At 69.6% G+C, this 21,116-nt stretch carries 21 protein-coding genes; 14 read left to right on the forward strand and 7 right to left on the reverse strand.

The genetic code is table 11. The annotated features are described in order from the left end of the window. The first annotated feature begins 2 nt into the window (after positions 1-2). The 9 genes from WJM96_RS10150 (at position 3) to WJM96_RS10190 (ending at position 8,255) form a co-directional block, all read left to right on the forward strand. Positions 3-1,250: an aminotransferase class V-fold PLP-dependent enzyme gene (locus WJM96_RS10150; RefSeq protein ID WP_424812367.1), complete on the forward strand. Its 1,248-nt coding sequence runs from the start codon at positions 3-5 to the stop codon at positions 1,248-1,250. After that, entirely contained in the window at positions 1,247-1,690 is a 444-nt protein-coding gene (gene sufU / locus WJM96_RS10155) for a Fe-S cluster assembly sulfur transfer protein SufU (protein ID WP_424812368.1), read from the forward strand. The genes WJM96_RS10150 and sufU overlap by 4 nt, the downstream gene beginning before the upstream one ends. Then, entirely contained in the window at positions 1,683-2,042 is a 360-nt protein-coding gene (locus WJM96_RS10160; protein WP_424812369.1) for an SUF system Fe-S cluster assembly protein, read from the forward strand. The genes sufU and WJM96_RS10160 overlap by 8 nt, the downstream gene beginning before the upstream one ends. 13 nt (positions 2,043-2,055) lie before the next feature. Beyond that, positions 2,056-2,424 (forward strand): HesB/IscA family protein, encoded by a 369-nt coding sequence (locus WJM96_RS10165; RefSeq protein WP_424812370.1) that lies wholly within the window; start codon positions 2,056-2,058, stop codon positions 2,422-2,424. 248 nt (positions 2,425-2,672) lie between these two features. Beyond that, the gene (locus WJM96_RS10170) at positions 2,673-3,581 is read left to right on the forward strand and encodes an SDR family NAD(P)-dependent oxidoreductase (RefSeq protein WP_424812371.1); all 909 of its coding nucleotides are present in this window, start codon (positions 2,673-2,675) and stop codon (positions 3,579-3,581) included. Between the two features lie 4 nt (positions 3,582-3,585). After that, positions 3,586-4,737 carry an acyl-CoA dehydrogenase family protein gene (locus WJM96_RS10175; RefSeq protein WP_424812372.1) on the forward strand — a complete coding sequence of 384 codons (1,152 nt, stop codon included), beginning with the start codon at positions 3,586-3,588 and terminating at the stop codon, positions 4,735-4,737. Further along, a complete protein-coding gene (locus tag WJM96_RS10180; protein WP_424812373.1) occupies positions 4,734-6,755 on the forward strand; it encodes an acetate--CoA ligase family protein in 2,022 nt (673 codons plus the stop codon). Before WJM96_RS10175 ends, WJM96_RS10180 begins: the two co-directional genes overlap by 4 nt. Further along, positions 6,752-7,567 carry a nitroreductase family protein gene (locus tag WJM96_RS10185; protein ID WP_424812374.1) on the forward strand — a complete coding sequence of 272 codons (816 nt, stop codon included), beginning with the start codon at positions 6,752-6,754 and terminating at the stop codon, positions 7,565-7,567. Before WJM96_RS10180 ends, WJM96_RS10185 begins: the two co-directional genes overlap by 4 nt. Beyond that, positions 7,560-8,255, forward strand: a complete 696-nt coding sequence (locus WJM96_RS10190) for an NUDIX hydrolase (RefSeq protein WP_424812375.1) — start codon at positions 7,560-7,562, stop codon at positions 8,253-8,255. The genes WJM96_RS10185 and WJM96_RS10190 overlap by 8 nt, the downstream gene beginning before the upstream one ends. On the opposite strand, the gene WJM96_RS10195 is transcribed toward WJM96_RS10190, so the two are convergent. After that, positions 8,252-10,594: a xanthine dehydrogenase family protein molybdopterin-binding subunit gene (locus WJM96_RS10195; protein WP_424812376.1), complete on the reverse strand. Its 2,343-nt coding sequence runs from the start codon at positions 10,592-10,594 to the stop codon at positions 8,252-8,254. The genes WJM96_RS10190 and WJM96_RS10195 overlap by 4 nt on opposite strands. Positions 10,595-10,724: 130 nt before the next feature. Between WJM96_RS10195 and WJM96_RS10200 the strand changes: the two genes are divergently transcribed. Both WJM96_RS10200 and WJM96_RS10205 read left to right on the forward strand, forming a co-directional pair. After that, positions 10,725-11,594 carry a DMT family transporter gene (locus WJM96_RS10200; protein WP_424812377.1) on the forward strand — a complete coding sequence of 290 codons (870 nt, stop codon included), beginning with the start codon at positions 10,725-10,727 and terminating at the stop codon, positions 11,592-11,594. Beyond that, on the forward strand, positions 11,591-12,436 hold the full coding sequence (locus WJM96_RS10205; protein WP_424812378.1) for an alpha/beta fold hydrolase: 846 nt from the start codon (positions 11,591-11,593) through the stop codon (positions 12,434-12,436). Before WJM96_RS10200 ends, WJM96_RS10205 begins: the two co-directional genes overlap by 4 nt. Here WJM96_RS10205 and WJM96_RS10210 read toward each other — a convergent pair. Genes WJM96_RS10210 through WJM96_RS10230 form a run of 5 tightly spaced genes read right to left on the reverse strand, consistent with a single transcriptional unit; the run spans position 12,381 to position 16,672 of the window. Further along, positions 12,381-13,550, reverse strand: coding sequence for an MFS transporter (locus WJM96_RS10210; RefSeq protein WP_424812379.1), 1,170 nt, complete (start codon positions 13,548-13,550; stop codon positions 12,381-12,383). The two genes, WJM96_RS10205 and WJM96_RS10210, sit on opposite strands and share 56 nt — an antisense overlap. After that, complete coding sequence (locus WJM96_RS10215; RefSeq protein WP_424812380.1) at positions 13,547-14,464, reverse strand: 3-hydroxyacyl-CoA dehydrogenase family protein; 918 nt, start codon at positions 14,462-14,464, stop codon at positions 13,547-13,549. Before WJM96_RS10215 ends, WJM96_RS10210 begins: the two co-directional genes overlap by 4 nt. Next, a complete protein-coding gene (gene greB, locus WJM96_RS10220; protein ID WP_424812381.1) occupies positions 14,461-14,994 on the reverse strand; it encodes a transcription elongation factor GreB in 534 nt (177 codons plus the stop codon). The genes WJM96_RS10215 and greB overlap by 4 nt, the downstream gene beginning before the upstream one ends. Next, positions 14,991-15,743 carry an SDR family NAD(P)-dependent oxidoreductase gene (locus tag WJM96_RS10225; protein WP_424812382.1) on the reverse strand — a complete coding sequence of 251 codons (753 nt, stop codon included), beginning with the start codon at positions 15,741-15,743 and terminating at the stop codon, positions 14,991-14,993. The genes greB and WJM96_RS10225 overlap by 4 nt, the downstream gene beginning before the upstream one ends. Continuing rightward, entirely contained in the window at positions 15,740-16,672 is a 933-nt protein-coding gene (locus WJM96_RS10230) for a dihydrodipicolinate synthase family protein (RefSeq protein WP_424812383.1), read from the reverse strand. The genes WJM96_RS10225 and WJM96_RS10230 overlap by 4 nt, the downstream gene beginning before the upstream one ends. Before the next feature lie 80 nt (positions 16,673-16,752). Between WJM96_RS10230 and WJM96_RS10235 the strand changes: the two genes are divergently transcribed. Together WJM96_RS10235 and WJM96_RS10240 are read left to right on the forward strand one after the other, a co-directional pair. Beyond that, the gene (locus tag WJM96_RS10235) at positions 16,753-17,646 is read left to right on the forward strand and encodes a polysaccharide deacetylase family protein (RefSeq protein WP_424812384.1); all 894 of its coding nucleotides are present in this window, start codon (positions 16,753-16,755) and stop codon (positions 17,644-17,646) included. 21 nt (positions 17,647-17,667) lie between these two features. Further along, positions 17,668-18,642, forward strand: coding sequence for a glycosyltransferase family 2 protein (locus WJM96_RS10240; RefSeq protein ID WP_424812385.1), 975 nt, complete (start codon positions 17,668-17,670; stop codon positions 18,640-18,642). Here the strand turns inward: WJM96_RS10240 and WJM96_RS10245 are convergent. Further along, on the reverse strand, positions 18,601-20,145 hold the full coding sequence (locus WJM96_RS10245) for a DUF6311 domain-containing protein (RefSeq protein WP_424812386.1): 1,545 nt from the start codon (positions 20,143-20,145) through the stop codon (positions 18,601-18,603). The genes WJM96_RS10240 and WJM96_RS10245 overlap by 42 nt on opposite strands. A 229-nt stretch (positions 20,146-20,374) precedes the next feature. Here WJM96_RS10245 and WJM96_RS10250 point away from each other — a divergent pair, with 229 nt between their 5' ends. Further along, positions 20,375-21,103 carry a sugar transferase gene (locus WJM96_RS10250; RefSeq protein ID WP_424812387.1) on the forward strand — a complete coding sequence of 243 codons (729 nt, stop codon included), beginning with the start codon at positions 20,375-20,377 and terminating at the stop codon, positions 21,101-21,103. The last annotated feature ends 13 nt before the right edge of the window (positions 21,104-21,116 follow it).

A 21,116-nucleotide genomic window follows, 5' to 3' on the forward strand; every position in this document is an offset into this window, starting at 1 on the left:
TCATGGACACGCGCATCGCACCGGGCTTCGACCTCGCCGCCATCCGCCGGGATTTCCCGATCCTGGGAACGACGGTGCATGGCAAGCCGCTCACCTTCCTCGACAGCGGCGCTTCGGCCCAGAAGCCGCGCGCCGTGATCGATGCCATGACGCGCTGCCTCGAGACGGCCTATGCAAATGTCCATCGCGGCGCCTACCACCTGAGCGAAACGGCGACCGAGGCCTACGAGGCCGCGCGCATCGCCGTGCAGCGCTTCCTGGGCGCGGCCGAGCCGGAGGAGATCGTCTTCGCCTCCAACAGCACGGCCGCCATCAACCTCGTGGCGCACAGCTTCGGGCGCGGCGTGCTGAAGCCCGGCCAGTTCGTGCTGACGAGCGAGATGGAGCACCATGCCAACATGGTGCCCTGGCAGATGCTGCGTGACGAGAATCGCGGCATCGGCCTGCGCTATGTCCGTGTGACAGATCGCGGCGAGCTGGACCTGGAGCATCTCGCCGCGCAGCTCGCGGACGGCAAGGTCGGGCTGGTCGCGGTGACGCACATGTCCAACGTGCTGGGCACGGTGACGCCCGCCGCACAGATCGCGCGCATGGCGCACGAGGCCGGCGCCAAGGTGCTGTTCGACGGCAGCCAGGCCGCCGTCCACCGCCATGTGGACGTGAAGGCCATCGATGCCGATTTCTACGTCTTCACCGGCCACAAGCTCTACGGGCCGACGGGTATCGGCGTGCTCTACGGCAAGCGCGCGCTGCTCAACGCCATGCCGCCGTTCCTGGGCGGCGGCGACATGATCGCGAGCGTGACGCTGGAGCGCACCACCTATGCCGAGGCGCCCGCGCGCTTCGAGGCCGGCACGCCGCCCATCGTGGAGGCCGTTGGCCTGCACGCGGCGGTGGACTACGTGAACGGCATCGGCATGGAGGCCATCGAGGCGCATGAGCGTGCGCTGGTGGACCATGCCATGGCCACGCTGACGGCGGTGCCGGGCCTGACCCTGCTGGGAACCGCGCAGGATCGCGGCGGCGTCTTCGCCTTCGCCATCGACGGCGTCCACCCGCACGATCTTTCCACCTATCTCGACCGCCATGGCATCGCCGTTCGGGCCGGGCGCCACTGCGCGGAGCCGCTGCACGAGCGCTTCGGCGTGGATGGCGGCACCACCCGCGCGTCCTTCGGCCTCTACACGACGCCGGAGGAGATCGACCTGCTGGCCGCCAAGCTGGTGGATGCCCGGAAGTTCTTTGCGTGAACGACGCGGGCGACATCGCCGACCTCTACTCCAGCCGCCTGCGGGAGTTGGCGCGGGATGCTGCGCATCGCGGCAAGCCGGAGCACTTCGATACGAACGCCCGCGGCGACAACCCGATGTGCGGCGACCGCGTTGACCTCTACGTCACGCTGGAAGAGCCGCGGATCGGCGAGGTCCGCCACGTCGCGCGCGGCTGCGAGATCTGCCAGGCGAGCGCCACCATGCTCGCCCGGCTCGCGCCCGGACGCACGCGCGAGGAGGCCGCGTCCCTCGGTCGCCGCGCCGCGGAGATCGCGCGATCGGGCCAGGCGGACGAGGCCGAGCCCTTGTCCATCTTCGCCGTCGTGCACAAGTTTCCGAGCCGGGTGAAATGCGTGACCTTGCCCTGGAAGACCCTCGACGCCGCACTGGCCGGCGAGAAGGAGACGAGCAGTGAGTGAGAATGCCGCTACCCATGGCAGCTGGACGCCTGACGGTGAGGCCCTTCCCCAGGTGACCGAGGAAGGCGTCATCGCCGCGCTCAAGACCGTCTTCGACCCCGAGATTCCGGTCGACGTGTACGAACTCGGCCTGATTTACGCCATCGAGATGGCCGATGACGGCAAGGTGAAGGTCGAGATGACGCTGACCACCCCCTCCTGCCCCTCGGCGCAGGAGTTGCCGGGCATGGCGGAGGAAGCGATCCGCCAGGTGCCGGGCGTGACCGGCGTCGAGGTGGAGATCGTCTGGGATCCGCCATGGGACCAGAGCCGCATGAGCGAGGACGCCCGCCTCGCCCTCAACATGTATTGAACGGAGCCAAGCGATGAGCACCACCGCCGAAGCCCCCCGCGCCAAGCGCGCCCTGCCGCCGCTGATGTCCCTGTCGGATTCAGCGGCCGAGCGCCTGCGCGCGCTCTACTCGAAGGCCGAGGAAGGCAAGCTGCTGCATATCGGCGTCAAGACGAAGGGCTGCTCGGGCCTCGCCTACGATCTGACCTTCGTGGACGAGCAGGCCCCGGGCGACGAGCGCGTCACCGACAAGGGCGTGACCGTCCTCGTGGACCGGAAGGCCACTCTCTACCTGATCGGAACGATGATGGACTACGAGGTGAAGGCCATGAGCGCGGGCTTCACCTTCGTCAATCCGAACGAGAAGGGCCGCTGCGGCTGTGGCGAGAGCTTCCACGTCTGATCTCAGCCTGCGGCGAAGGCCAGATATGTTCCACCCTCGAGCGCCGGGCGCCCGCATCCGCGCGCTTGGCTGCGCCGCGCGCCAATAGCTCCATCTTTGCGGAGCGGGCGGGCCGAGAATCCGGCCGCCAGGCGGCCGGCGCCCCCCACGGGACTGCCTTTATGAAAGCCAGTTCCCGCCCCCGGCTTCACGCCCTCGCCCTGGCGTTCTAGCTTCCGACCGACCATTCGGTAGGAGGAATTGCCACTATGATGCTCAAGGACAAGGTTGCGGTCGTCACCGGCGCGGGCGGCGGCATTGGCCGCGAGATCGCGATCGCCATGGCCGAGGCCGGCGCCAAGGTCGTCATCAACGATATCGGCGCGTCGCTCGGCGGCGAGGGCTTCTCGGCGAGCCCGGCCGAGCAGACCAAGGCGATCATCGAGCAGAAGGGCGGCCAGGCCGTCATCAACACCGACAGCGTCTCCGAATGGGAGAACGCCAAGAAGATCGTCCAGACCGCGGTTGACGCCTTCGGCAAGATCGACATCGTGGTGAACAACGCGGGCATCCTGCGCGACCAGATCTTCCACCGCATGACGCCGGAAGAGTGGCTGGCCGTCATCAACGTCCACCTCAACGGCAGCTTCTTCATGAGCCGCGCGGCCGCCGAGTATTTCCGCAAGCAGGAAAGCGGCAGCTTCGTCCACATCACCAGCACCTCGGGCCTCATCGGCAATTTCGGCCAGGCGAACTACTCGGCCGCCAAGCTCGGCATCGTGGCGCTGTCCAAGTCCATCGCGCTCGACATGAAGCGATACAACGTGCGCTCCAACTGCCTGGCGCCCTTCGCCTGGTCGCGCATGACGAGCTCGATCCCCGCCGAGACGCCGGAGCAGAAGGCGCGCGTCGAGCGCATCATGCGCATGGGCCCGGAGAAGAACGCCCCGCTCGCCGTCTTCCTGGCCTCCGATGCCGCGAAGGAAGTCACGGGCCAGATCTTCGCCCCCCGCATGCACGAGCTGTTCCTGTTCAGCCAGAACCGGCCGATCCGCTCCGTCCACAGCGACAGCGGCTGGACGCCGGAGAAGATCGCCGAGATCGCTCTCCCGGCCTTCCGCTCCAGCTTCGTGCCGATGGAGCGCTCGGGCGACGTGTTCAGCTGGGATCCGGTCTGATCCCATGGATTTCCGGCTGGATGAGGAACAGTCGGCCTTCCAGACCATGGTGCGCGGCTTTGCCGAGCGCCATCTGGCGGCCGGCGCGGTCGATCGCGCGCATACCGTGGGCTTCCCGTGGGATGTCGCGAAGCTGATGGCGCAGCAGGGCCTCTTCGGGATCATGATCCCGGAAGAGGATGGCGGCGCCGGCGGCACCGTCTTCGACGCCGTGCTGGCGATGGAGCAGATCGCCCAGGTCTGCCCCCGCAGCGCCGACGTCCTCCAGGCCGGAAATTTCGGCGCGTTCCGCACCTTTGCGGAATACGCCAGCCCGTATCAGAAGGAGCGGTTCTTCAAGCCGCTCCTCGCCGGCGAGGCCGTGGCCGCCGTCGGCATGACGGAGCCGGATGCGGGCTCCGCCCTCACCGATCTCAAGACCAGTTGCACGCCGGATGGCGACGGCTTCCGGCTCAACGGCCAGAAGATCTTCACCACGAACAGCGCCGAGGCGAACGTCTTCGTCGTCTATTGCCGCTTCGGACCGGGCGTCGGCGGCATCGGCTCCGTGCTGGTCGAGCGCGGGATGGAGGGTTTCTCCACCGGCAAGCCCAGCCTCTACATGAACGACGAGGAGTGGTGCTCGCTCCACTTCGACAACGTCTATATCCCGCCCGAGATGGTGCTGCTCGGCCCCGGCGGCTTCAAGAAGCAGATCGGCGGCTTCAACGTGGAGCGCGTGGGGAACACGACGCGCGCGCTGGCGCTCGGCGAATACTGCTTCAACGCGGCGCGCGAGCACGCGATGACGCGCAGCCAGTTCGGCCGCAAGCTCATGGAGTTCCAGGGGCTGCAGTGGAAGTTCGCGGAGATGCGCGTGGCGCTGGATAGCGCCCGTCTGCTGCTCTACCGGGCGGCGGTGAATGCGGGACGCGGCTTGCCCGATGGGCAGGAAGTCGCGTTGGCCAAATACGCGTGCAACCAGGCGGGCTGGATGGCCTCGAACGAGTCCATGCAGGTCATGGGCGGCATGGGCTACTCCAAGGACCTGCTGATCGAATACTGCGTCCGCCGCACGCGCGGCTGGATGATCGCGGGCGGCAGCCTGGAGGTGATGAAGAACCGCATCGCCGAGGGCGTGTTCGGGCAGAGCTTCTCGCAGCGTCCGCCGAAATGAAGGCCTTGCTCGCGCCGTCCAGCATCGCGCTGATCGGCGCCTCGGGCGATCCTTCGCGGCTCACCGCGCGGGCGCAGCTCTACCTCCGCAAGCACGGCTACACGGGCGCGCTCTACCCCGTGAACCCGCGCGCGCCCGAGGTGCTGGGCGAGCGCGCCTATGCGCGCGTCGAGGACATCCCGGCCGAGATCGATTTCGCCTACATCCTGCTGAATACCGAGCATGTGGAAGGCCAGATCGCCTCCGTCGCCGCCAAGGGCGCGCGCGTGGCCTGTATCCTGGCCGACGGCTTCGCCGAGGCCGGCGCCGAGGGCCAGGCGCGGCAGGAGCGCTGCGTGGCGGCTGCCAAGGCCGCGGGGCTGCGCCTGCTCGGGCCCAATTCCATGGGCATCATCAACATCCCCGCCAGGATCGCGGCCAGCGTGAACGCGGCGCTGGAGGCGGAAACGCTGCCCGCCGGGCGCCTCGCCCTCGTCAGCCAGTCCGGCTCCATGCTCGGCGCCATCATGAGCCGCGGTGCCGCGCGCGGCCTGGGCTTCAGCCACCTCATCGCGACCGGCAACGAGGCCGACCTCACGGCCGGCGAGATCGCGGCGATGCTGGTGGAGGACCCGGGCGTCGATGCCGTGATGCTCTTCCTCGAAGCGATCCGCGCGCCGGAGCATTTCGCGCGCGCTGCCGCGCTGGCGCACAAGGCGGGCAAGCCGATCATCGCCTACAAGCTTGGCCGCTCCAGCTTCGGCGCGGAGCTCGCGACGAGCCATACCGGCGCGCTCGCCGGCAGCGACGCCGCGGCCGAGGCCTTCTTCCGCGCCCACGGCATCCTGCGCGCCACCATGCTGGAGAGCTTTCTGGAGCTCCCCGCGCTGGTCCTCGGCCGCAAGCCGCTGGCGAAGCCGCATCGCGCCGTTTCCGTGCTGACGACGACCGGAGGCGGCGGCGCGATGGCAGTGGATGCGATGGGCGTCGCGGGCATCGAGGCACGCGTGCCGGACGACGCGGCTTCGGAGAAGCTGCACGCGGCGAACATGCACGCCCATGGACGCCTGCTCGACATGACGCTGGCCGGCACCAAGCCGGACCGCGTGGAAGCTGCCATCACGGCGCTGGCGGCGGCGGGCGATACCGATGCGGTGATCCCGGTCATCGGCTCCTCCGCGCAGTTCCGGCCGGCCGATGCCGTCGCGGGCATCGTGCGCGGGCGCGACGCCATCCAGGGCGCCAAGCCCATCGCGGCTTTCCTGGTGCCGCAGGCCGATGCCTCTCTGGCGCTGCTGGCCGAGGCCGGCATCCCCGCCTTCCGCACGCCCGAGAGCCTGGCGGATGCCATGCGCGCGTGGCTCGACTGGCGCGCGCCTGCCAACCCCGCCGTTCCCGCCGCCCCGGCGGTCGCCATGCCGGACGCGCCGGACGAGGCGGATGCGCGCGAGATCTTCGCGGCCCTCGGCCTCGCCACCCCTTATTCGCGAGACCTCGCCGCGCCCCATGCCTATCCGGTGGCGCTGAAGATCCTCTCGCCCGACATCGCGCATAAGACCGAGCTCGGCGGCGTCCGGCTCAACATCCCGGACGCGGCGGCCCTGCAGGACGCCGCGGCGGCGATGCAGGCGCGCGTGGCGAAGGCCGCGCCGCACGCCCGGCTCACCGGCTTCCTCGTGCAGCCGATGTCGAAAGGGCTGGCAGAGGTGATCCTCGGCTTCCGGCGCGACCCCGAGGTCGGCCCCGTGGTTCTGCTCGGCGCGGGCGGCGTGCTGGCGGAGCTGCATCGCGACGTGGCGCTGCGGCTCGCGCCCCTCGACGAGCAGGGCGCGCGCGAGATGATCGCCGATGTCCGCGCGCTTCGCGTCATCGAGGGCTGGCGCGGATTGCCGCGCGGCGATGTGGAGGCGCTGGTGAAGGCCATCGTGGCCGTGTCGCGCCTCGCCACCCTGCCCGGCATCGCCGAGGCCGAGATCAATCCCCTGATGATCCACGAGAGCGGCGTCACCGTCGCCGATGCCTGGGTGGTGCGCGCATGACCGATCCCCGCCCGCTGATCGAGGCCCGATTCGGCCACCTGCCCTTCGAGCCGCCGGCGGATGTTCCGCCCGCCCTGGCTGCGATCCTCGACCGCCGGGTCACGCGGCGCTACACGCCCGACACCATCCCCGAGCCCCTGCTGCAGACCGTCCTTGCCGCCGCGCAATCCGCGCCGAGCAAGAGCGACATGCAGCAATTCTCGATCGTGGTGATGCAGGACAAGACGCGCATCGCCGCCGTCGCGGACTGGATCGGCACCATGCCCTGGATCAAGGACGCGCCCGTCCTGCTGATCTTCTGCGCCGACATCCGCCGCAACCGCGACATCACCGCCCGCGCCGGGCGCGAGCATGCCAACGACAACCTCGACACCGTCCTGAACGCCACGGTGGATTCCGCGCTCGCCATGGGCATGGCCATCGTGGCGGCCGAGGCGGCGGGGCTGGGCACCTGCCCCATCAGCTATGTGCGGAACCACCTGGAGAAGGTCGGGCCGCTGCTCTCGCTGCCCAAGGGCGTCTTCCCCATCGCGGGGCTGACGCTGGGCTGGCCCGTCGCCCGCAACGAGCCGAGCGTGCGCCTGCCGCCCTCCGTCACCATCCATCGCGAGCGTTATTCCGCCGAGGGCGAGGAAGCGGCGCTGGCCGAATACGATGCCCGCCGCGAGCGCGCGAAGCCGCGCTATCCGGAGGTCCATGGCCCCAAGCCCGAGGGCTGCACCTGGACCGAGAACGTGGCGCGCCAGCTCTCGGTGCCCGAGCGCGCGGGCTTCCGCGCCTGGCTGCGCTCGCGTGGCTTCGCCCTTGACTGACGCACCGACCCGTCCCCGCGCCGACGACAATCCCGGCGGCGCCGATGCCGGCGGGCGCCGCCCGAAGCGTGCCGTCCGCCCCCGCGATGCCGCGAGCCTCATCCTCTGGCGCGAAACGCCGAAAGGGATCGAGATCCTCATGGGACGGCGTCACCGCAACCTGCGCTTCATGCCGGGCGTGCTGGTCTTCCCCGGCGGCCGGGTGGACCCGGACGACCATAGCGCCTCGCCCGTAGCGGACCTGACCGAGGAGACCCGCCGGAAGCTTGAGATCTCCGCGACGCCCGCCCGCGCCCGCGCCCTGGCCTATTGCGCCATCCGCGAGTTGCACGAGGAAGCGGGGCTGGTGCTGGGTCGCATGGAGGGCGAGGTGCTGCGCCCCGATTTCGCGCCGCTGCGCTACCTGACGCGCGCCATCACCCCGACGCGCATGCCCATCCGCTTCCACGCGCGCTTCCTCATCGCCGAGGCGCGGCACGCGACGGGGGAGATCAAGGGATCGGGCGAGCTCGAGGAAATCCGCTTCTTCGCGCTCTCAGAGCTGCATCAACAGCCGGTGGCGAACATCACCGCGCTGATCCTTTCGGAATTCGAGGCCTGGCTGGCGCTGAAGCCGGCCGCGCGCGAGGCGCGGCCGCTCATCCGCATCCAGGGGATGGACAGCCGCGTGACGGAGCGCCCGGCCTAGACGCCGTTGATGGCCCGCCAGATCTTCTCGGGCGTCGCCGGCATGTCGATGTGCGAAACGCCCAGCGGGCGCAGCGCATCCACGATCGCGTTCATCACCGCCGGCAGGGAGCCCGCGCACCCCGCCTCGCCGCAGCCCTTCGCGCCGACGGGGTTGGTCTTGCACGGCACGGGGTGGCTCGCGAACCCGAAGCTCGGAACGTCTTCCGCGCGGGGCACGCCGTAGTCCTGGAAGCTGCCCGAGAGGAGCTGCCCGTCCTCCGAGAAGGCGACGAATTCGTAGATCGCCTGGCCGATCCCCTGCACGATTCCGCCATGCGCCTGGCCCTTCACCAGCGCCGGATTCACGATCACTCCGAAGTCGTTGACGGTGACGTAGTTCACGAACTTCACCGTGCCGACATCCGGGTCGATCTCGACCTCGGCCACGTGGCAGCCGTTCGGGAAGGCCATCGGGGCCTCGTTGAAGACATGCGTGACGTCGAGCGTCTCCGGGAGGTCCTCGCTCCTGGGCATTTCCTTCACCTTGGCGGCCAGTTCCCGGATGCCGATGCTGCGATCCGTGCCCGCGACGGTGAAGGTCCCGGCCTCGAACTCGATATCCGCCAGCGCCGTCTCCATGACATGGGCGGCGGCCTGGCGGCCCTTCTCGATCACGATCTCCGACGCCTCGATGATCGCGGCGCCCGAGGCCATGATCGACTTCGACCCGCCCGTGCCACCGCCCGCGATCAGCTCATCGCTATCGCCCTGAAGCAGCCGGATGGATTCGAAGGGCACGCCCAGCTGCTGATGCAGCACCTGCGCGAAGGGCGTCCAGTGCCCCTGCCCGTAGTCGAGCGTGCCGGTGATGATGGTGACGGTGCCGTCATCCTCGAAGCGGATGCCGCCCTGCTCCTTCTGCGGCGGGGCGGTGCATTCCAGGAAGTTACCGATGCCGATGCCGCGCAGCACGCCGCGCTGCTTCGCCTCCGCCCGGCGCGCCTCGAAGCCTTCGAAATCCGCGGCCTCCAACGCCTGGTCGAGGATCGCCGAAAAGTCGCCGCCGTCGTAAACGCTGCCGCTCGCGGCGGAATAGGGCATCTGCTCCGGCTTGATGTGGTTAAGCTTGCGCAGCTCGATGGGCGATTTGCCCATGGCCCGCGCCGCCTCCTCGATCAGGCGCTCCATGTAGTAGTTCGCCTCGGGCCGGCCGGCGCCGCGATAGGCCGTGACGGGCACGGAGTTCGTCAGGATGCACCGCGTGTGCACCTCAAGCAGCGGCGTCGCGTAGTTGGCCTGGATGTTCTTGGAATAGTTGCCCGTCGCCATATTGGGCCCGACATTCGTCAGATAGGCACCCATATTGGCAAAGCTGGTGAGCCGGACGGCGAGGAACTTGCCCTCCGCGTCGACCGCGAGCTCGGCCTCCACCTCATGGTCGCGGCCATGCGCGTCGGACTGGAAGGAACCGGAGCGCTCATCCGTCCACTTCACCGGACGCCCCAGCACCTTCGAGGCATGCAGCAGCGGCAGGTACTCCGGATAGACCGAGGCCTTCATGCCAAAGCTGCCGCCCACATTGCCGGTCAGCACCCGGACCTTGTTGCGCGGCATCTTCAGCACGTCGTCGGCCAGCTGGTTGCGCAGGCCGAAGACGCCCTGGCAGCCTACGCGCAGCACCATGCGCCCGGTTTCGGCCTCGTATTCGCCGATCGCGCTGCGCGGCTCCATGGCCGCGACGACGATACGGTTGTTGCGGAGGGCGAGCTTCTGCACATGCGCGGCGCGGGCGAAGGCCTCGGCGACCTTCTCGGCATTGCCGAAGCGGAAGTCGAGGACCTGGTTGCCGGGAATGTCGTCATAAAGCTGCGCGGCGCCCGGCGCGGCGGCGGCCGAGGCCTCGGTGGCGGCGGGCAGGGTCTCGACGTCGAGGAAGATCATCTCCGCCGCGTCCTTGGCCTGGGCCTTGGTGTCGGCCACGACCACGGCGATGGGGTCGCCCACGAAGCGCAGCCGGTCCTTGGCCAGGGCCTTGCGGCGGGTGGTGCGGAGCGGCGTGCCGTCGATGTTCTTCAGCGGCATGGCGCAGACCAGCTCGCCATAGTCCTCCAGATCGTCGGCCGTGATGACCAAATGGACACCCGGCGCGGCCTTCGCCTCGCTCACATCCACCGAATTGAGCACCGCATGGGCGTAGGGGCTGCGGAGAACATGGGCGTAGAGCTGGTTGGGCAGCGACAGGTCATCCGTATAACGACCTTGTCCCTTCAACAGCTTGGGGTCTTCCTGCCGCGGCACGGGCTGACCGATCCCGTATTTGAGGCGCGTGGGATCGAAGGTCAGGCTGTCGTCGGGCATCGGTCGTCCTGGAGCTGGTGCGTCGATCCTAGGCGCCGCGGGGGCTTCCGCAAAGATGGTGCTTCGGCCACGCTATGCTAGGCGCGGCGGAACAAGTCCGCGCCGATGTCCAGGAACGAAGGCTCCATTCGTGAACCCCACCGTGGCGGGAATGATCTACGCGGCCGCGGCCGGCTTCACGCTCTGCTCGCTGAACGTGGTTCTCCGCATGCTGGCCGAGGAGCTTCCGACCTTCGAGGTTCAGTTCCTGCGATACTTCATGGGCCTCGTCGCCGTGCTGCCCTGGATGTTCCGCGAGGGGCTTTCCTCCTTCCGCACGCGCAGCCTTTCCGGCCAGCTCTGGCGCGGCGCCGTGCATGCCTCCGGCCTCTACCTCTGGTTCGCGGCCCTGCCGCTGATCCCCTTCTCCGAGCTCATCGCCATCGGCTTCACGGGCCCGATCTTCATCATGCTGGGCGCGGTGATCTTCCTGAAGGAGCAGATGTTCTGGCAGCGCTGGGTCTCGGCGCTGCTGGGCTTCGCGGGCGTGCTGGTCGTCGTCTGGCCGGGACTGGGCGGCGGGATGAACTGGGGCACGGTCTTCATGCTGATGTCCTCGCCACTGTTCGCGGCCTCCTTCCTCATCACCAAGGCGCTGGCCAGGCGTGATTCGCCCACGGTCATCGTCGCGTGGCAGTCGCTGACGGTGACGCTCTTTACCGTCCCCGCCGCCGCCTGGGTCTGGGTGTGGCCGACCCCCACGCAATGGGCCGTGGCCCTGCTTTGCGGCATGATGGGCAGCCTGGGACACTGGCTGCTGACCAATGCCTACCGGCTGGCGGACATTTCCTCCGCGCAGCCGGTGAAGTTCCTCGACATGATCTGGGCCGCCTTCTTCGGCTTCGTCTTCTTCGCCGAGATCCCCTCGGGCTCGACCATGATCGGGGCCTTCGTCATCTTCATCGCCACCACCTGGATCGCGCGCGTCGAGGCGCGGCGCGCAAGGAGTATCGCTGCATGAACCCCGAGATCGACGCCATCGACGCCCGCGCCGCCAAGACGCAGACACCTTGCGGTGACGGCACGATCGCATGGCGGAGCTGGGGTGGCGGCGACGACATCCTGGTGCTCATGCATGGCGGCTCGGGCAGCTGGCGGCACTGGCTGCGGAACATCGACGCGCTCTCCGCGCGCTACCGCGTGATCGCGGCCGACATCCCGGGCCTGGGCGAAAGCGCGATGCCGCCCGGCGCCAAGGACATCTATGACGTGGCCCGCCCCCTGCAGGCCGGCCTCGCGGAGCTGCTGGGCCCGGACCGCCGCTACCATCTCGCCGGCTTTTCCTTCGGCGCCAATGTGAGCGGTCATCTCGCCGCGCTGGAAGGAGAGCATCTCCGCAGCGTCACCGTGGTCGGCGCCGCCTCGCTTGGCCTGCCGCGTCCGCCGCTGGACCTGCTGAAGGTGCGCGACAAGCAGGGCGCCGAGCGGCGCGCGGCCAATGCGGAGAACCTCGCACGGCTGATGATCCATGACCGGTCGCTGATCGACGACACGGCGCTCGACATCCAGGAGTTCAACACCCAGCACGCGCGCTTCCGCAGCCGCGGCTTCGCGTCCGGCGACAGCTTGAAGGAGGCGCTGAAGCTCGCGAAGGCGCCCATCAACGGCATCTGGGGAGAGCTCGACACCGTGGCCTGGCCGAATGTCGAGGCACGGCTCGATGTCCTGCGCGAGATCGACCCGACGCTGCTCACCCATGTGGTCAAGGGCGCCGGGCACTGGGTCGCCTATGAGGCGGCCCAGGAATTCAACGCGGCGCTGCTTCGGATTCTGGCCGAACGCGAAGCCAGAACAGGCCGATGAAGGCCGCGAGCGAGAGCCCGACGGTGAGCCAGAGCGCCGCCGCGCCGTAGCCCTCGACGAAGAAGCCGAAGAGCGCCGGCGCCGCCGCCGACAGGAAGCGTCCCGGCACCATGATCATGCCCTGCCGCGCGCCGTAGCCCGCCGCGCCGAAGACGGCGAGCGGCAGCGTGCCGCGCACGATGGTCAGGATGCCGTTGCCGGCGCCATGCAGCAGCGCGAAGGGAATGGCCGCCGGCGCGCCCAACAGCAGCAGCAGCGATCCGGCTACCGGGTGGCTGATCTGTGCGAGCTTGGCGGAGAGCAGCGGATGCGCCTTGCGCAGCAGCGTGAACTCGCCGATCCGCGCCGCGACCTGCGCAGGCCCGAGCAGCGCGCCAGCCAGGATCGCGGTGGCCGGCGTGGCACCCGCCGCCAGCATGATGGCCGGCAGGTGCGCGCCGAGCGCGGCGGCCGTGAAGGAGCTGACAGAGAAGATGGCGGCCATCAGGAGCGCGGCATTCCGCGTCTCGCGCGCGGCCTGCGGCGCGGGCGGCGGCGGACCCGCGATCGAGGCGCGCGGCTCGGCACGCGGCAGCAGCAGGTTCAACGGCAGCGCGATCAGAAGCTGGATCGCGATCCAGCCGAGGCAGGCGCCGCGCCAGCCCCAGGCCGCTTCCATGGCGGCCGAGAGCGGCCAGCCCACCGTGCTGGCGAAGCCCGCGATGAGCGTGATCCCCGTGATGGCGCTGCGCGCATCCTTGCCATAGAGCCGGGCCAGCGTGGCGAAAGCGGGCTCGTAGAGTCCCATGCCCATGCCGACACCCATGACCAGCCAGGCCAGGAACAGCAGCACCGGCCCCTGCGCGGCGGCCATGAGGGCCAGCCCCAGCGCCATCACCAGGTTGGATGCGGCCAGCATGCCCCTGCCCCCGCGCGCGTCGATCGCGGCGCCCACGCGCGGCCCCAGCACCGCCGAGATCAGCATGGCGCAGGAGAAGGCAATGAAGACGGTCGAGGTCGCGATCCCCATGTCGCGCGCCATGGGGGCGGCGAGGATGGCGGGCAGGTAGTAGCTGCCCGCCCAGGCGAGCGTCTCCGAGCTCCCCAGCAGCAGGACGACGCGGGACTTGCTCATACCTCGTCGCGCAGCAAGGGCTGCGCCGCGGCCAGCACCCGCTCGTAGCGGGCACGCTCCTCGGCGGCCTTCCCGCCCGGCCAGTCGCGATAGCCCCGGCCGGTCTTGGGCCCGAGCCGGTTCTCGGCCACCAGCTTCGCCAGGCCCGGCGAGGGTTCGGGGCTGGTATTGAGGCTCGGGTAGATGGTGGTGGCCGCGGCGAGCTGCGTCTCGAGGCCCGCGAGCTCCTTCTGCAGGATCGGCCCGGCCGCCAGGTAGCGGAAGCCGAAGCAGTAGCGCACCGCGCGATCCACATCCTCGGCCGTCGCGAGGCCGGAGTCGATGCAGGAGAAGGCCTCCCGCATCAACGCGTGCTGGATCCGGTTGGCGAGGAAGCCGGGCTCGTCGCGAGAGACGCGGATGGGCATGCGGCCGAGGCTCGCCATGATGTCGAAGAAGCGGTCCACGACCCAATCCTCGGTCGCCTCACCCTTCACCACCTCGACGCCGGGCACGAGATGCGCGGGCAGGAAGAAGTGCAGGTTGCACATGCGCCGCTTCGTCTCGCAGAACTTCGCGATCTCGGTGATGCGGTAGCCCGAGGCGTTGGAGCCGATGGGCACCTCCACCGGCACCAGCCTGTCGAGCTCCGCGAAGACCTCGCGCTTCAGCTCCATCCGCTCGGGCGCCGCTTCCACCACGCAGCCGCATTCCGCGAAGGGCATCTCGGCCAGCGTGGCGTGCAGCGAAAGCCCTGCCTCGAGCGCCGGGTCGGCGCCGAGCTGGCTCAGCGCCAGCCGCACGCGCTCGCGCTTCGCCGGCCAGGATTGCGTCGCGGGCTCCTGCGCCGCGACCTTCCAGCCGCCGGCCAGGAAGATCGCCGAGATGTCGCAGCCCATCAGGCCCATGCCGATGACGGCGGCCGTACCGCTCATGCCTCACGCTCCGGATAGAAGATGGTCACCACTTCGATTTCCTCGATGCCCGCGGGCGTGCGCAGCTTCGTCAGGTCGCCCACGCGCTTGCCCAGCAGCGCACGCGCCACGGGCGAGACCCAGGAGATGCGGCCGAGATTCGCATCAGCCTCGTCCATGCCGACGATGGTCACGGTGATCTCCGTGTCGTCCTCGCGCGCATAGGTCACGGTGGCGCCGAAGAAGACCTGGTCGCGCTTCTTCTGCTCGCGCGCATCCACGACCTCCGAGCGCTCCAGCCGCTTGCGCAGGAAGCGCACGCGCCCGTCGATCTGCCGCAGGCGGCGCTTGCCGTACTGGTAGTCTGCATTCTCGCTGCGGTCGCCGAGGGAGGCTGCCCAGGAGACGATCTCCGTCACCTTGGGGCGCTCCTCGTGCCAGAGCTGATGCAGCTCGGCCTTCATGGCCGCATGGCCCTCGGGCGTCATGTAGAAGGGCGTGCCGGCGGGAACGCCCGGCGGGCCATCGTCCTCGTCATCCTCGTCGCTCATGGCATGTAGAGCCCGCCATTGACGTGATAGACCTGCCCGGTGATCCAGCTCGCCTGGTCCGAGACGAGGAAGCAGGCCATCTCCGCGATGTCCTGCGGCTGGCCGAGGCGCGAGATGGGGATCGCGCGCACGCGCTCCGCGATCTGCTCCTCCGTATTGCCGTAGCGCGGCTGCGCCGTGTCCGTCAGGCCGGGCGCGATCGCGTTGATGCGGATGCCATGCGCCGCCAGCGCCAGCGCGATGGAGCGGGTCAGCCCCAGCAGGCCGGTCTTGGTCGCGGAGTAGTGCGCGCCGCGCGGATCGCCGCGCACGGCGGAGGACGACATGGTGACCGCCGCGCCCGGCTTGCCCGCCTTCACCAGCGCGCGCGCGAAGAGCTGCGCCTGGAAGGCCGTGGCCTTGAGGTTCACGTCATGGGTCGCGTCCCACATCTCCTCGGTGAGGTCGAGGAAATCGGCACGCGGGAAGATCCCGGCATTGCAGACCAGGATGTCGGGCAGGCCGAGCAGCCTCTCCGTCTCGGACTGCAGATGCGCCCTGCCCGAAGCCGTGCCGATATCAGCCCGGATCGCGGCGGCGCGTACGCCATGGCCCCGCGCCTTCGCCGCCACGGCCTCGCCGGCCGCTTCGTCGTCCAGCCAGTTCACCGCGACGTCGGCGCCCTCGCGGGCCATCGCCTCGCAGATCGCGGCGCCGATGCCCTGCTGCGCACCGGTGACAAGGGCGATGCGGCCCCGAAGCCGCGTCATTCCGCAGCGAGCTTCAGCGCCACGGGATCCCGCCGCGCCAGGCGCGCCAGAAGGAAGTCCACCTCCGCGCGCGTGGCGTCGCTGAGCTTCGGGCCCGGCGCGCGCACCGTGGGATGCGCGATGATGCCCCGGCGCGAGAGCACGTATTTCCGCACGGCGAGGCCGAGGCCAGGCTGGTGCTCGGTGCGGATCAGCGGAAGGTGCGCTTCGAAGAGGTCCATCGCCTCGTCGCGCCGGCCCTCGGCCAGCAGGGCGCGCAGGCGGACCAGCATCTCGGGGAAGGCGTAGCCGGTCATGACGCCATCGGCACCGCGCATCGTCTCCTCCGGCAGGAAGAGGCCGCCATTGCCGCCATAGATGGCGACGCGCTTCATCTCGCCCGACTTCATCATCGCCTTGAGCGCCGTGATCTTGTCGAGGCCAGGCCAGTCCTCGGCCTTCAGCATCACGCAGCGGGGATCGGCCGCGAGCGCCGCGATCACGCGCGGGGGCAGGGTCACGCCATTGGCTTGCGGGAAGTCCTGCAACACCCAGGGGGCGGGCGCCACGGCTTCGGCCGCGCCCTGGAGCCAGGAGAGCGCCGCGTCGTCGCCGCGCAGGCCCGTGGGCGGTGCGATCATCACGCCCGCCGCCCCGGCCTCCATGGCGCGGGAGGCCAAGGCCCGCATGGGCGCGTAGCCGGGGGCGGAAACGCCCACGATCACCGGCAGCCCGCCCGCATGCTTCAGCACGATGCGGACCAGATTCATCGCCTCCTCGGCATCCAGCTTCGGTGCCTCGCCCATGATGCCGAGGATGGTGAGGCCGGTGGCGCCGGCCGCCACATAGGCTTCGGTCATGGTGGCCGCGCTGCGCTCGTCGAGCGACCCGTCCGGCAGGAAGGGGGTGGGGCAGATGACGCAGACGCCGGTGGCTTCGGCCGTGAGCATGGGACTTCTCCAAATCGTCGCGGAAAACTAAACCCGAAGGGCCCCGCTGCGAAGGACGGACGATGCCATTGCCTGGTGGAATGCCCCCGACGAATCGCGACCTTGTCGGCTATGGCCGCAACCCTCCCGATCCGCGCTGGCCGGGCGGCGCGCGACTCGCCCTCTCCTTCGTGGTGAATGTCGAGGAGGGCGCCGAGCTCTCGCTCGCCAGCGGCGATGCCCGCAACGAGAGCGTGCACGAGATCCGCGAGGAGGTGACGGGCCAGCCCGACCCCTGCATGGAGACCCATTATGCCTACGGCGCGCGCGCCGGCATCTGGCGTATCCTGGACGCCTTCGGGGCGCATGGGATGAAGGCCACCTTCTCCTCCTGCGGACGCGCGGTCGCGGCCAACCCGCACCTGGCCGCAGCCCCCGCCGCCGAGGGGCATGAGGTCAGCGCCCATGGCTGGCGGTGGGAAAGCCTCGCCAACATGCCCGAGGCGCAGGAGCGCGAGGTGATCGCGGCCACCGTCGCCGCCATCGAGAAGGCCGCCGGCACGCGGCCGGTCGGCTGGCACACGCGCTCGGCCTCCTCGATGAACACGCGCCGTCTGCTGCTGGAGGAAGGCGGCTTCCTGTACGATAGCGACGTCTATGACGACGACCTGCCGCGCATGGGCGCCCCGGGCCACGTCATCCTTCCCTATTCCTTCGACACCAACGACATGCGCTTCTCGCCCGGCGGCGGCTTCGTGCAACCGGAAGACTTCTCCCGGTATTGTATCGGCGCGATCGACTGGCTGATGCGCGAGGGGAAAACGACACCCAAGATGCTGTCCATCGGCCTGCACCTTCGCATCATCGGCCGGCCCGGGCGCATGCCAGGCCTCGCCGCACTGCTGGAGCATGTCGCAAGGACGCCCGGCATCTGGGTCGCACCAAGGCGGGAGATTGCGGCGCATTGGCTGGAAATCGCCCAGGAAAGGCCATGAAGGGGCGGCAATAAGCGCATCATGACCGCCCCCGCCCTCTCCATCGTCGTCCCCTGCTACAACGAGCAGGAGGTGCTGCCGGAATTTCATGCCCGCATCGTGCCGGTCATGGAATCCATCGGCTGGCCGTGGGAGGTCGTCTACGTCAATGACGGCTCGCGCGACGGCACGATGGCGGTGATGACCGGCCTCGCCGAGCGCGACCCCCGCGTGGCGCTGGTCAATCTCTCGCGCAATTTCGGCAAGGAGATCGCGCTGACGGCGGGGCTCGACCACGCGCGCGGCACCGAGGGCGTGGTGGTGATCGACGCCGACCTGCAGGACCCGCCGGAGGTGATCCCTTCCCTGCTCGCAGCCGCCGCGCAGGGCTATGACGTCGCCTATGCCCAGCGCAGCGTCCGCCATGGGGAGAACTGGCTGAAGCGCACGACGGCGGCCGGTTTCTACCGCATGATGCAGCGCCTCGGCGGTCGCGTGCAGCTGCCGCGCGACACCGGCGATTTCCGCTTCATGTCCCGCCGCTCGCTCGACGCGCTGCTGCAGCTGCGCGAGCAGCACCGCTTCATGAAGGGCCTCTTCGCCTGGGTGGGCTTCCCATCCATCGCCGTGCCCTACGAACGCGCGCCGCGCGCCGCCGGCGAGACCAAGTGGAACTACTGGAAGCTCTGGAATCTCTCGCTCGAGGGCATCACCAGCTTCACGGTGGGGCCGCTCAAGATCGCGACCTATCTCGGGCTCTTCACCGCCGTGCTGGCGGGCATCTACCTGCTGCAGCTGCTGGTCCGCACCATCCTCTTCGGCAACCCGACCTCGGGCTATCCCAGCCTGATGGCCGTGGTGCTCTTCCTCGGTGGCGTGCAGCTCACGACGCTCGGCATCATCGGCGAGTATCTGGGCCGCATCTTCAACGAGACGAAGGGAAGGCCGCTCTATCTCGTCGAGCGGCATCTCCCCTCATCGGCAAACGGTCAGGTCGCCAAGCGCCCGGCAGCCTGAGCCTTCCAGCCCAGCCTGCGGAAGGCCGACGCGGAGCTCCCCGGGCGCGAGCGGGCGCGACATCGCCTCGGCATCCGTGCAGCGGGGCGGCTCGCGCCAGCGGGCGGCGTACATGCTGTTGACCGGGCGCGGCGTCTCGCTCGCCAGCAGCAGCAGCTCCAGCGCGCGGACGCGGCTCGGCCCATCCTCATGCGGAATGCAGGGCCAGGAGGGCAGGAAGGTGACCTCCCGCGCCTCGCGGAAGAGCGGGCGCAGCGCACCGGCCTCCACCGACCAGGGCTGGCGCTCATGCGCCCAGGCCGAGAGCGCGGCCCGCATGGGCGCGGCATCGACGAATTGCAGCAGGCCGCAGGCGATGAGGATGGTGACGCCCTTCGCGCCGCGTCCGGCCAGAAGAACCGCCGCGCCGATCATCAGCGCATAGCCTACCGGCCAGAAGAACCGGCCGGAGGCGCGGAACTGCTCGAGGAAGCCCGGCGCCGGGCCGAGATCCAGCACGACCTGCCCGCCGAGGCCGATCCGGAAGGAAACCGCCAGCGCGGTCAGGCCGAGCAACGCCAGAACGAGGCCGAGATGCGCCCGCAGGCCAGGCAGCACCCGGTCCCGCGCCACGATCAGGCCGGCGGCGAGCGCCGCCCAGAGGCCGAGGCCGAGCCAGTTGTAGCCTTCCCATCCGCCATGCCCCGTCGCGTCGATCTCGCGCGGGATCGAGCCTCCGAGCAGGAGCGAACGGAAGGGCCAGAAGGGCGAGAGCAGGTTCAGCGCGTATTGCCCGTAGCCGCCATCGCCCGCGGCACCGAGATAATCGAAGGCGATCATCGTCCCCAGCATCGCCGCCGCCGCGCCGGCGGCGCCCAATCCAGCCGCGACGAATCGCTTGCCCCGCAGCAGCAGGGTCAACGGCACAGCGCCCAGCAGCGCCAGCGACATGAGCGCGAGATAGGGATGGATGAGCAGCGCCACGGCCTGCCAGGGCACGGCCAGGCACCACCAGCGCCCGTCGCGCACCAGCCGGAAATAAAGCCCCAGCGAGAACAGCACGACGAAATGCCCACAGAGCGCGGCATGGCCGAAGCGCATGATGAAGGCGGGCATGGCGCTCGCCATCAGCGCCACCGCGACGCCCGACCCCAGCCCCCGCACGCCGGCGCCCCTGAGCGCCCATACCGCGGCAACGGGCTGCAGAATCCAGGCAATCGCATAGAACAGGCCGATGCCGTGGAAACCTTCCGGCAGCCAGGACCTCGCCACCTTCAGCGGCAGGGCCAGGGCGGGAATTCCGTCCAGAAACGCTAAATTCACATTCTGCAGCGTGCCGACCGTGAGCGGCGGCCAGCGCCAGGCGTCGGCCAGGAAGTGGCGCTGCGCGATGGCATGCTGTGCCGCATCCCCTACGGGCCGCCAGTCGAGTCCGTTTCGCGGCCAGATGAAATCGAGCCCGAACAGATGGATCGACAGGATTGCTCCGAAAGCGCATGAAATCGGGTAGGCCAGACGCGACAAGTTCCCCTCCCGGGCGATCGGCTTCCGCCTGCCATTTCAATGCCCTCGGGGCAAGCGGCCGGTTTTTTCGCGCTGCCACATTCCTGCCCCAACCGGGTCCAATTGCCGCCAGCGTACAGGGGTTTAACCCGCATCGTGGCCAGGGAGCGGATGACCTTCTCCCGCGCCGCGAATTCAGTCGGTGGACCCGCCCCCGTGGCCACCGTGATCGAGGGTTCCGATGCCCGGGTTGGACGCTTTTTCGTCCCTTCAGCGTGAGGTGAGCCTGCGCGAGACCCGCGTGGGCGCCGATTTCCGTGCCCCCACCGCCCTGCTGGCGCCCCCCCACGCGCAATGGCGCGAAGGCGTCCGGCCGGCCCTGAAGCGCGGCCTCGACATGCTGGGCGCCGGCATGCTGCTGCTCGCGCTCGCGCCCTTCATGGTCGCCATCGCGCTCGTCATTCGCCTCGATGGCGGCCCTGCGCTGTTCGGCCACCGCCGCGTCGGCCGCCACGGCGCCGATTTCGGCTGCCTCAAGTTCCGCTCCATGGTCACCGACAGCCAGGCCCGGCTGGAGGCGCTGCTCGCCAGCGACCCCGAGGCCCGCGCCGAGTGGGAGGCCACGCGGAAGCTGAAGGACGACCCCCGCATCACGCGGATCGGCCGCTTCCTGCGCGCCACCTCGCTGGACGAGCTGCCGCAGCTCATCAACGTGCTGCTCGGCCAGATGAGCCTGGTCGGCCCCCGCCCCGTCGTGCAGGCGGAGCTGGATCGCTACTACGGCGCCGCCGCCGCCCATTACATGAGCGTGCGGCCCGGCCTGACCGGCCTCTGGCAGGTCTCCGGCCGCTCGGACACCAGCTACGCCCAGCGCGTGGCGCTCGATGTGGCCTATGTGTCGCGCCCCTCGATCTGGAGCGACATCAAGATCCTGCTGCGCACGCCGATGGCCGTGCTGTCGCGCCGCGGCGCCTGCTAGGGTATTCTCCGCG

The organism is Roseococcus sp. YIM B11640, assembly GCF_049727625.1.
GTDB lineage: Bacteria > Pseudomonadota > Alphaproteobacteria > Acetobacterales > Acetobacteraceae > Roseococcus.